Source organism: Paenibacillus sp. SEL1 (genome assembly GCF_054602535.1).
In genome coordinates, this window is the sequence record NZ_CM137723.1 from 4476505 (window position 1) to 4488505 (window position 12001).

At 48.4% G+C, this 12001-nt stretch carries 10 protein-coding genes; all 10 read left to right on the forward strand.

Annotated elements, in window-relative coordinates; genetic code table 11:
- Nucleotides 1-89: 89 nt before the first annotated feature.
- The 10 genes from ACYCSE_RS20980 (at nucleotide 90) to ACYCSE_RS21025 (ending at nucleotide 11852) form a co-directional block, all read left to right on the forward strand.
- On the forward strand, nucleotides 90-1043 hold the full coding sequence (locus ACYCSE_RS20980) for an ABC transporter permease (protein ID WP_061831922.1): 954 nt from the start codon (nucleotides 90-92) through the stop codon (nucleotides 1041-1043).
- A gap of 15 nt (nucleotides 1044-1058) precedes the next feature.
- Nucleotides 1059-1985 (forward strand): oligopeptide ABC transporter permease, encoded by a 927-nt coding sequence (gene opp4C, locus ACYCSE_RS20985; protein WP_254351332.1) that lies wholly within the window; start codon nucleotides 1059-1061, stop codon nucleotides 1983-1985.
- Between the two features lie 13 nt (nucleotides 1986-1998).
- Nucleotides 1999-2982: an ABC transporter ATP-binding protein gene (locus ACYCSE_RS20990; protein WP_013310081.1), complete on the forward strand. Its 984-nt coding sequence runs from the start codon at nucleotides 1999-2001 to the stop codon at nucleotides 2980-2982.
- Nucleotides 2975-3943, forward strand: coding sequence for an ABC transporter ATP-binding protein (locus ACYCSE_RS20995; protein WP_053325319.1), 969 nt, complete (start codon nucleotides 2975-2977; stop codon nucleotides 3941-3943). Before ACYCSE_RS20990 ends, ACYCSE_RS20995 begins: the two co-directional genes overlap by 8 nt.
- 262 nt (nucleotides 3944-4205) lie before the next feature.
- Nucleotides 4206-4475 (forward strand): 30S ribosomal protein S14, encoded by a 270-nt coding sequence (gene rpsN / locus ACYCSE_RS21000; protein WP_341161625.1) that lies wholly within the window; start codon nucleotides 4206-4208, stop codon nucleotides 4473-4475.
- Nucleotides 4476-4723: 248 nt separating this feature from the next.
- Entirely contained in the window at nucleotides 4724-5716 is a 993-nt protein-coding gene (locus ACYCSE_RS21005; protein WP_250261524.1) for a cation diffusion facilitator family transporter, read from the forward strand.
- A gap of 206 nt (nucleotides 5717-5922) precedes the next feature.
- A complete protein-coding gene (locus tag ACYCSE_RS21010) occupies nucleotides 5923-7827 on the forward strand; it encodes a heparinase II/III domain-containing protein (protein ID WP_459699697.1) in 1905 nt (634 codons plus the stop codon).
- Between the two features lie 28 nt (nucleotides 7828-7855).
- Nucleotides 7856-9766, forward strand: coding sequence for a glycosyl hydrolase (locus ACYCSE_RS21015; protein ID WP_459699699.1), 1911 nt, complete (start codon nucleotides 7856-7858; stop codon nucleotides 9764-9766).
- A gap of 56 nt (nucleotides 9767-9822) precedes the next feature.
- Nucleotides 9823-10965 carry a glycoside hydrolase family 88 protein gene (locus tag ACYCSE_RS21020; RefSeq protein ID WP_459699701.1) on the forward strand — a complete coding sequence of 381 codons (1143 nt, stop codon included), beginning with the start codon at nucleotides 9823-9825 and terminating at the stop codon, nucleotides 10963-10965.
- Between the two features lie 392 nt (nucleotides 10966-11357).
- Nucleotides 11358-11852 (forward strand): RDD family protein, encoded by a 495-nt coding sequence (locus ACYCSE_RS21025; protein WP_459699702.1) that lies wholly within the window; start codon nucleotides 11358-11360, stop codon nucleotides 11850-11852.
- The last annotated feature ends 149 nt before the right edge of the window (nucleotides 11853-12001 follow it).

Consider the following 12001-nt stretch of genomic DNA (forward strand, 5'->3'; position numbering starts at 1 on the left):
TTGTGAAGAACATCAGGTTCGGATCAAGGGGCCTCCCAAATGGGGAAAACGTAATGAGTAGCCTGACCTTGAATTGAAAGGAGTCTGTCATGAGCTCGTTTTTAACGAAAAGACTGACATATATGGTTATTATTTTGTTGGCCGCTTCGATGATGATTTTTTTCCTGTATGCCATGACACCGGGAGATTTCATTAGCGGCAATCTGAAGCTGTCGCCAGAGAGAAAGGCGGAGCTGAGGGGAATTTACGGCCTGAATAAGCCTATTCTTGAACGCTATGGAAATTGGCTGGGCAATGCGTTGCATGGAAATTTTGGTTATTCGCTTGCCCAGCAGAAGCCGGTGCTGACCTTATTTAATGAGTATATCTGGAACTCGTTTTTGTTGGCCGTTGTATCGACCTTCCTGACCTGGTTTATCGCGGTCATTATCGGTGTGGTTGCTGCTTATAAGCAGTATTCATGGTTTGATACTTTGGTAATGGTGGTGATTTTCGCTGCCATGTCTGTGCCCTCATTTTTTATCGGGTTGTATCTGATTAAAATTGCAGCGGTTGACCTGAAGTGGTTGCCACCCGGTGGCATGCTCAATACGGGCAGTAACGCTACAGGTATGGAATATGTGAAGGAGGTTCTCCAGCATATGACCTTGCCAGTGATCGTTATGACGCTGCTGGGACTGGGGTCGTTGACCCGCTACTTCCGTAGCAATATGATCGACGTGATCCAGCAGGATTATATACGCACAGCCCGTGCAAAGGGCTTAAAGGAAAGAAAGGTACTTTTTACGCACGCATTGAGAAATGCATTACTGCCTGCCATTACGCTCGTTGGCTTCGAATTACCTGCGCTGTTTGGCGGGTCCCTGATTATTGAAAAGATTTTTAATTGGCCGGGAATCGGTCAGTTGTACATGCAATCCTTTTCGCTCCGGGATTATCCGCTACTTATGGGCTTTACGATGCTAATTGCCATATTGAGCGTGATCGGAACACTGTTGTCCGATATTTTGTATCGCATCGCGGACCCGCGTGTGAAAGTGTAAGAAGGGGGCTAAGGAATGTCATCCGTGAGCAGTAATTTGAGCAAGAGCAACGGCAGACTGCGAGCAACTGTTAAATCTTCAATGTGGCAGCAAGCGCTCCGACAGCTGTTCAGAAACAAGCTTGCTATGGCTGGTCTGCTCGTCGTGGTATTTATGTTTTTGCTCTGTTTTATCGGTCCGTTATGTTCTCCTTATTCCGATAATAAAACAAATATATTAATGATGAACAAGGCGCCCAATATCCATCACTGGTTAGGAACAGACAAACTGGGGCGGGATGTGCTGACACGTGTGATGCAGGCAGGTCAAATTTCTCTTACCGTGGGTTTGGCTTCCATGGTATTGTCAGTCTTTTTGGGGGCTACGCTGGGGGTCATATCCGCATATTTTCGCGGGATTGCGGATCAGATCATTATGCGCGTTGCTGATTTGCTGCTGACGATTCCCAGTTTGCCGCTGCTATTTATTATGGGCGCGCTGCTATCGGACTGGAAGGTTCCACCCGATCAACGGATGTATATTGTCATGCTGATGCTTAGTCTGGTCAACTGGCCGGGGATTGCACGGATGGTGAGGGGCCAGATGCTTAGTTTACGGGAACGTGAATTTATGCAGGCCGCGACAGTACTGGGACTATCGAATCGCCGAAAGCTGTTCAAGCATCTGCTGCCGAATATTTTGCCGTTGTTGATCGTTATTGCTACATTGAATATTGGCGGAGCCATCCTGAGTGAATCTGTACTCAGCTTCTTTGGTCTTGGTGTGCTGCCCACGACACCGACTTGGGGCAATATGATTGATGCCGCCAACAATGTGCTGGATTTTCAGCAACGACCTTGGTTGTGGATACCGCCAGGCCTGTCTATTTTTGCTACAGTCATCGCTATTAATATTTTTGGTGACGGGCTACGGGATGTACTTGACCCGAAACATAAGAGGTAGGTGATGATACACCATGGACAATTTACTTTCCATTGAACATTTAAGCACTCATTTTTATACAGAAGAAGGAACGGTTAAAGCGGTGGATGATATCAGCTTCCGTGTGAAGCCGGGGGAAACGGTATGCATTGTCGGTGAATCGGGCTGCGGCAAAAGTATTACCGCGATGTCGATCATGGGTCTGATCCAGAGTCCTGGTGGTAAAGTGGCAGGCGGAAGCATCCGCTTTGAGGAAACCGATCTGCTAGAGCTTAGCAGAAATGAGATGCGCACGATTCGCGGACATGAAATCTCCATGATCTTTCAGGAGCCGATGTCTTCATTGAATCCAGTCATGACCATTGGCGAACAACTGTCAGAGCCGCTGATTGAGCATTTAAAGATGGGACGAAAGGAAGCTCGTAAGCGGGCACTGGAGCTGATCGAACAGGTCGGTATATCCCGGCCGGAGCAGATTTTAAAAAGCTATCCGCATGAACTGAGCGGGGGGATGCTACAGCGAATTATGATTGCCATTGCTGTTTCTTGCGGTCCCAAGCTGCTTATTGCGGATGAGCCAACCACGGCGCTGGATGTAACGATTCAGGCGCAAATTCTGGATATGCTGCGTGAGTTTAAAGCTCAATCCAATATGTCGCTCATGCTAATCACCCACGATCTGGGTGTTGTCGCCGAAATGGCTGATTACGTCATAGTGATGTATGCGGGCAAGATCGTCGAGGAAGGCGAAGTGGTCCAGCTGTTTAATCATCCCAAGCATCCTTATACACAGGGGTTACTAAAATCCAAACCGGTGCTTAATCAGCGCCAAGAGGAACTGTATTCCATCCCCGGGCAGGTCCCTAATCCGCTGGAACTGACGACTTCCTGTTATTTTCACGACCGCTGTGGGCATTGCATGGACATTTGTCGGATAAAAGAGCCTACGTTAAAAGAAGTTTCAGCTCAGCAGAAAGCATCCTGCTGGTTATATGAGGAGGCGGTTGTTCATGGCTGAGCCGTTGTTGGAAATAGACCGCTTAAAAACGTACTTTCCGGTGAAGTCCGGGTTTATGAACCGTACTTCAGGACATGTGCGGGCGGTAGACGATATTAGCTTTACGATCCGTCAGGGTGAAACCTTTGGATTAGTAGGGGAATCGGGGAGCGGTAAAAGCACGGTGGGCCGCACGATTGTTAGATTGACGGATAAAACGGACGGTACCGTAAAATACAAAGGGGTAGATCTGCACAGCCTGTCTGCCAAAGGGATGCAGGAGCTTCGTCCCAAAATTCAGCTGATCTTTCAAGACCCGTACAGCTCGCTGAATCCGCGTGTACGGATTGGTGATGCCATTGGTGAGGCGTTACTGGATCACGGTATAGCAACGAAGGAGGAGGTCCGGCAGATTGTGCTGGACGTGCTCAAGCTGTGCGGATTATCAGAGTATCATATCGATCGTTTTCCCCATGAATTCTCGGGAGGGCAACGTCAACGGATCGGCATTGCCCGGGCGCTGGCACTTCAGCCGGATCTAATTATCGCTGATGAGCCGGTATCAGCGCTGGATGTGTCCATACAGGCGCAGATTATTAACCTATTCGCCAAATTGCAGGCCGAACGGGGTCTGACATATTTGTTCATCTCGCATGATTTGAGCGTGGTGGAACATTTGTGTTCCCGTATTGGCGTAATGTATCTAGGCTCCATGGTCGAAACGGCTTCGCGTGACGAGCTATTTGGGAATCCGTTGCATCCGTATACGAAGGCGTTGCTGTCGGCTGTACCTATTCCGGTACCGAAGCTGAAAAGAGAACGAATTTTGCTCAAGGGGGATATTCCAAGTCCGGTTAATCCGCCTTCGGGCTGCAAGTTCCATACTCGCTGCCCCTTTGCAATCGACCGTTGCTCCAAAGAGATTCCACTCTATCGTGAGGCTCGTCCAGATCACTGGGTAGCTTGCCATTTGGCTGAATGAACATAGCTAGTCAATAAATTTTAAAGCCGTTGAAACGGCAGACCGATCACAAGAGTGAACGGGGCTACTGTTTCAACGGCTTTTTAATGCTGTGATTCAAACCGCTTGGGTTGACAACACACCTGGAGCAGCGTTATATTAAATATTAATCGTAATAATTACTATTTATTGTGCGAAATTATGTCCATATCCGTGTTCATCCATCTCGCAGTAGTGAGGGTGAACCTTCATGATTGGCATATATCACAAGGAGGAGCTTTACATGGCCAAGAAGTCAAAAGTCGTAAAAGAGAAGAAACGCCAGGAAATTGTAGCTAAATATGCGGATCTAAGACGTGAATTGAAAACAAAAGGGGACTACGAAGCTTTGCAAAAGCTTCCGCGTGACTCATCTCCAACCCGCCTGAAAAGCCGTTGCGAGCTGACAGGCAGACCCAGAGGATACTTGCGCAAATTCAAGCTGTCTCGTATCGCATTTCGCGAGTTGGCACATAAAGGCCAAATTCCAGGAATTACGAAATCAAGCTGGTAAACAGGCACTTATGTCGATCGTCAGCGCATGGAGATTATCTGTGTTGTTAACCTGAGGGTATGTCTGATAGAAGGTTGTAACGGGAATGCTTCATGTCGTAGGGGACATGGGGCATTCCTTTTCCATGGAAAATATTATCGTTTGTATTGATTCTCCTCAGCTGGTTAGGTAGAATATGGACGGGTTAAAAATACTACATAACAAACGATGATATATCAGATTATGTATACCTCAGGAGGAGCTACAAGATGGAAGTGAAACAGAAAGAGGACTCCTTTTGGAGTATGGTCAAAAAAGGAAACAAATCCTCGGGCTCGGCGGCGTTAGGGAATACCGGCATTGCCTTAATTAAGGGGATTGCTTTTGCCTTGACAGGCAGCGGTTCTATGTTTGCTACGATGATGCATTCCATTGCGGATGCAGTAAATCAAATGTTTGTATTCGCGGGCAGTGTACTGGCAGAGAAAAAACCGACAAAACGCTTTCCTACCGGCTTTGGACGAGTGATTAACCTGTTCTGTATGGTTGCCGTTATTGTCGTAACGATTATGGCCTATGAAACCGCATTGGAAGGCATTCATTTGCTGCAGCATCCGGCTGAATCTACACATGGATTTTGGATTAATGTAGTAGTGCTGATTTTGTCACTAGTGGTGGACGGATTTGTATGGAGCAAAGCGATGAAAGAAGTGCTGCATGAATCCAGAGTAGAAGCGAAGGGGTTAGGCATTTTCACCTCTGCGTTCCGCCATGTGGGGCGTGCTGCACCGCCAACCCGGCTGGTGTTTTATGAAGATTTGGTAGCAACAACGGGTGGAGTACTCGCTTTGCTAGCAGTGGTGGTCACATCGCTGACAGATTTTAAACTGCTGGACGGCATTTCAAGTATTCTCATCGGTTGTCTGATGGTCGGTGTTGCTTTCCGGGTCGGTTACGACAACATGGTAGGTTTGATCGGTGTATCTGCTCCTCCTGATATCGAAGAACGTGTGGCTTCCATTATTCTCGCAGATACGCATGTTACTGATATTTATCAAATGCGTATTTTGCAGGAGGGACGCTATTATCACGTGGAAGGGTTGATTGAGCTTACGCCGGGCATGACGCTGGCAGATGCTGACGATATTAAATTTAGAGTCGAGGACGCTTTGCTGCGTGATCCTAATATCTCAGATGCAGCACTGGGTATTCTGGAGGATGACGGGATTAGAAAGTGGAAACAAGAGAAACCCACAGTTTAGAAAACATGATCAAAGCGAATCTGGACGGAGATTGGCACTAGTGTAAAACAAGAACTTCCATGACCACGGCAACGGGGCATAGAGGTTCTTTTATTTTTTCTCAATTGTTTTGCTACCCCTTTGAATTTACAATGATTGTTAGATACAATGAAAGCGTTAACAAAAAAGAAGGTGAAACAAATGCTTCTCATGAGGAGGAAATGCAGATGAGTCTTCTGAGGGAGGCTTGGCCTGCTTCGCGGCTCGTTAAGGCGCTGGCTGGCGGCATGCAGGATTCAGCAAGGCAACGGTTAAGGAGTAATTGGACAAAAAGGCTACGGACGACTGTCTCTGAGCCGATATACGCCGAGCTTTGGATGGATATTGAGCGTGTCTGTAAAGATAATTGGGAAGCATCATGGCCTGAACTGCCGTTGTCTCTGTTTCGGCAATTTGCTAATACAGGAGAGCGCAAGCCGTATGAGGATGTGTACTTTGAACGGCGTGGACGACTGGTTGCTATAGTGCTGGAAGCTGTTGTCAAGCCGGATCCTCGAAAGATGAAAGAGGTGGAAAGCGGTCTGCTGGACATATGCAGTGAGTACACATGGGCGCTTCCTGCACATGTCAATGAAGAGGACACCGTAACACCGCCTTGGCAGCAGGTGGATTTATTCGCGTCCGAAACAGCACAAACGCTGGTTGAAATTTTATTGCTGCTAGGAGAACAACTGGCTAGCCATGTAGTCGCTCAGGTGCACGAAGAGATCGAACGTCGTGTACTGGAACCCGTTTTTTGGAAGCCTCGTCATTTTGGATGGAAAACCGCAGATCATAACTGGTCGGCAGTATGTGCTTCCGGTTGCGGAATTGCAGCACTGCTGCTGGTAGAAGATGACTCTTCCAGAGCGGTAGCCATCGAGAGTATGCTGGGCGCGCTGGATTGTTTTTTGGCAGGCTATAGTGAGGACGGGGGATGCCCCGAAGGCGTAGGATACTGGGTGTACGGCTTTGGTTATTTCATTTATTTTGCCGATATGCTGCGTGAGTTTACCGAGGGAGCTGTGGATATTCTGAACTCGAAAAAGGTTAGGCAAATTGCAGCCTTTGGGGAGCGGGTTCATCTGTCGAATGGAATTTTCGCTAATTATTCGGACAGTAGTGAAACGGAACGATTGCCTTCCGGACTCATCTCTCAGTTGAATTCATTGCAAGAACGACCATCTACACTCCCTTTCCGCGTACCTGGTCTGTTGGAAGACCCCTGTCGCCGCTGGGCTCATGTATTGCGTAACCTGGTTTGGACGAATTCTTTGGCATTTGGGAGCGGTGAGACCGTTTCCAATTATTTGCCGCAACTCGGTTGGCTGATGTGCCGCAGCCGCAGTTCCAGCCATAGTGGACCCAGAAGCCAAAAGGGTGAATCAGGTGTCATGCTTGCTTTTTCAGCGAAGGCTGGGCATAACAATGAACCGCACAATCATAACGATCTTGGACATTTCATCCTTCATGGCGGTGGCGAAAATCTATTGTGTGATCTGGGAGCAGGCTTGTACACGAAAGCCTATTTTTCACCGGGACGAGAGTCAATTATTAATATCTCCTCTAGTGGTCATTCCGTGCCTGTCATCAATGGGACTATACAGCAATCGGGCGCAAAGGCAAAGGCGGTTGTGCTGGATATTGCTTTGGATGAGCAGGAGGAGGTACAGACGGGCACAAGGCTAAAGCTTGATTTGACATCTGCTTATCCCGTAAAGGAATTGGTGGTCTTTACCCGCTCCTTTATATGGAATGTGCTGGAGGGAAACGAGGGGGCAAGGCTTACCGTCACCGATCACTTTGAGTTTGAAACGTCTGGCGTGAGCATGAAGTCATGGGATGTGAGGGAGCTTTTGATCAGCCGTATTCAGCCTAATCTGGGAACAGGCTTCGTAGAATGGAAGGGAGCGAACGCAGTCGTCAGGCTAGATTATGATGCCGGCGTGCTGCGGGCGGGGTTGGAGGCTGTGAAGCACATAGATCATGCCGGAGCTCCCTTTGTGTTTTATAAAACATCGCTGCAACTAGACTCCAATCACTGGAGCGATTCTGCAAGCGTAGATTGCAATCTGTTTTTTACCATACATTAATTTTCATTTTGAATGGGAGGCAGACAGGATGAATAAGCTGCAGACAGGCAGCGTGTACCCTTGGCAGACGGAGCTGGAGAGATTTATAGAACAGGTGGAAAGCGCGCCAAATCGAGTGAATGACGGATGGACTCACCAACGTAAGCTGGCCGTGCTGGAAAAGCTGGTTCGCGCATATGCCCTGCGTCAGGATGATACCGGAGCTATCATTGACCCCCATTCTGAAAGTGAACGGTACTACTCCACCCCGTCCTATGCGTTGGCAGCGGCGGTGTTGGTCAAAGAAGGCCGGCATGATTTACTGGAATCTGCTGCTGCAGCCTTGACGCATAGCATAGCTTGTGTAGTGGAGGAAAAAGCTCCAGATCACCACCCAGACTTTTTTCCAATTATGATGATGGGCGCGTATCGGCTCCTTAAAAATCTGCTGCCAGAGCAAGCCACGGCTTGGAAACAGCAACTGAGCAGGATTCAGCCGGAGCAGACCTACATTTTTACGATGAGCAAAATGAAAAATCCGAACCGGATGATCAACTGGAATGCGATTATGATTTCCGGCGAGTTTTTGCGTGCAGCGGAAGGACTTGCAGCCGATTCGGAATGGATGGAGACGTATATCCGCAGCTACCACCTGCCTCGTTTTACCGGCTTGGGCCTGTACCAGGATGGACCGCTGGATCGGCCCAATAGTCCATTTGCCTACGATATCGTTACACGTTTTCATTTGGGCGTAATGCTGGAGAACGGATATGATGGCAGCTGCGCACTCGAACTGCGTGATCACCTTCGCAGGGGGGCGCTCAGCACATTGCTGGCGCTATCCCCGCACGGGGAAATTCCGCCGCGTGGAAGAAGCGCGCAGCATCAGTGGAACGAAGCGGCCGCGGCCTTTGTCTTTACAACACATGCTCAGCAGGCTTTTACAGCAGGAGAGCATGGGCTCGCAGGTGCGTTCCGACGGGCAGCAGATCTATGCTGGCAAACCATTAGCCGTTGGCAGACCGATGACGGCAAGCTGCATATCGTCCGCAACCATTATTCGTCCGAGGCACGGCATGGCTTTGAGGTGTACTCGAATCATACCTGCTACAGTCTGTGGACGGCGGCTGTGCTGGCCCACACCCTTCTATATAGTGAGGAGATGGATCGCATTTCCCCAACCTTCATCCCGGCGGAGATCGGCAGCCGGGTGTTGGCAACGGACGGTTGGTTCCAGACTGTCATTGCAGCCGTAGAGGGGCAGCAAATGCTTGTGCAAACATCGGTCAACGATCCGTACAATGTTCCGGGCATCGTGCGTATTCAGCAGTCTGCGCTGCCGTCGCTGATCGGTCCGTCCTCAGCAGGTCATGCAGACCGCGGCTTTACAGGCTTCGCGGAGGGAGATATTTTCCCGCTAAGCTATACCCCGGCCTGGCAAACGGAGGACGGAAAATGGCACAGCTTGTCGGAAGGTATTCCCGGTACGCTGGAGTTCGACCGGGATGGAGGGATTGACCCGCAGGATGGTGGAGGAACCGTACAGATGGAACAAAGCTCAGCGTCTGACGGAGCAACGGATTTTACACTCCTGTGGAAAGGCCCATTCCCGGGAGTGAGGGAAATCCGAACGCATTATCGTCAGGTACCCGGCAAAATTGAAGTGGCGTATGAGCTTCAAGGCAATATTCAGAATGTAGGGGCGCTTATTCCCTTAATGGCGTATGACGGTCGGGAGCGCAGCGTTATTCATCATGTCATGTCAGCCGGGAAAGAAACGGAAAGCATTCGAGTAGAATACGCAGGTGCAAGCCTCGAAGTCATCCCGACGACGGAAGGAACGAGCGTGGTATGGCCGGAAGAAATAGCTTCCGTGGCCTGTCGGAATGGGTTACTTAAGGGAGCGCGTCTGGAATGTGAAAGTAATCGCATTTCCTTTATCATTCGGTTACCTGAATAGATAGAGCTAGGGCCATAAATATGATTTAACACGTGGAAAAAGGAGAGGGAAAAGAAATGACAAAAGCAGAAGCGTGGCTGGAGCAATCGTGGGAGCTGGCTTTGGATAAGACGCTTGCCTTGGCGGCAAGACTGGGAGACGCTTTTCCACATGTTGCTGAGGGTGGACGTTATGATAATCGTGAAGAAGCGTGGTGGACAGCAGGTTTTTATCCGGGGCTGCTATGGCTAGTCAATCGGGCGCGTCCTGACAGTGTGGCTGCCGGGATTGCACAGCGGTGCGAGGGTCGTTTGGAAAAAATACTCTATAATAGCGAAGCTGTAGACCATGATCTTGGCTTTATTTGGCTGCTCAGCGGTGTGGCCGCCCATCGGCTGACCGGAGATTCTGAGTCCAGAAGACGTGGGTTGTTGGCTGCCAATCTGCTGGCTGCCCGTTTTAACGTGAATGGCCGTTTTATTCGCGCATGGAACTTCCCCTCGAAGGACATGGATACACGGGGCGTTGCGATTATAGACAGTATGATGAATCTACCCTTGCTTTATTGGGCTTCGGAGGAAAGCGGAGATCCGCGTTTTGCCGCTCTCGCTGTGCAGCATGCAGATACCGTAGCACGTGAATTTGTCCGTTCGGACGGCTCTATCGCACATGTAGTCGAATTCGATCCGGAGATTGGAAAAAAGGTCGCCGAGCATGGCGGACAGGGATTTGCTCCCGGTTCTGCCTGGGCACGCGGCACGGCTTGGGCTTTGTATGGTTTTACGCTTTCGTACGGGTACACGCGCGATTCGCGTTATTTGAAGGTGGCCGAGAACACGGCTGATTTTTTTCTATCCCAGCTGGGTGATGCTTGCCTGCCTGGGTGGGATTTTAGAGCAGAGGAAGAGCACCGCGGGGCATGGGATTCATCGGCTGCGGCAATTGCGGCCAGTGGTTTGCTGGAGCTGGCAAAATATTCGGCGCGTGCGGAGCATTTTACAGAAGCAGCAGAATCTATCCTCGAGGGCTTGCATCATACGTGTACAGCGTGGGGCGAGGAGCATGAGGGATTGCTGTTGAACGGAACCGTACATTATCCTGAGCAAAAATACATCAACGTTCCCATTATCTATGGCGATTATTTCTTTGTCGAGGCATTGGCAAAGCTGCGCGGTGAAGAAGGTTTGTTTAGTGTGGAGGGCAAAAAATATAGTGTATAAGCGTGCAAGAACGAACTCATTTTTAATCGTCCTATAATTTGTCAGATTTACGGAATGAATTGTGAGACAGCGTGTGTGTAATTTCATTTACATATACGCTGTTTTTTTATGCATGAAAAGGCTGGATTTATTTCGATGCCAAAGTACTACTTATGGGTAGTTAAGAGATCATAGCTGCGCTTGTTTTGTACCCAATCAGAGAAAAATCATTGTATATAAGCTCTTAATTCCTATGAAAATTTTCATTTTGATGCATGGAAATAGGTCCTTTTACTTGTTTAAGAGCATTTGCTCGTAAATTGACAATATAGGTGGGTAACCGTATGATATCTTCTTGGATAAAGGGATAAACTGGATTTTAAATCTCATTTGCAAAAGGAGTCATACATATCATGACAGCAACAAGTGATACTGAAAGACGGATGTACGGAGGATTCTGGATAAGAACAGCAGCGTTTTTGATTGATCTAATCATCCTTACTGCCATAGTCCTTTTAGTAGGGGGCGCAATTTACATTATCCCAGATCTTCTGGGCATAAAGGAGACGGGTTTCATACAAGTACTGCTTATGTTGTGGCCGCTGATTCTTTGGCTCGTGCTACCATGGCTGTATTGTGGTTTATGGGAGTCATCGAAAGTACAGGCTACACCGGGTAAGCTTGCGTTCTCTTTAATTGTCGTGGACAAGGAAGGAAGACGTCTTGGATTTTTACACGCCTCAGGGCGTTATTGGATTAAAGCTATTTCTTTTGTAATTGCTCATATTATTTATATTGTGGTTGCTTTTACTGCCAAAAAACAGGGACTCCACGATCTTTGTGCCAACACCTTTGTTGTACATAAAAAAGAATTGCAGCGATATGACCAGCAATCGTCTTTTCTATAAGTATTAGAGGAGATCACCAAAGCTTCTGTTTAATGCATATTCTTCAATTAACAAGAAACCAGCTAATGCTTGCAATACATTAGGTGGTTATTTGTTTTTTCATTTTGTTATGGAGTTTTACTTTTTTTGTCAGGAAAGCAAGACATTTT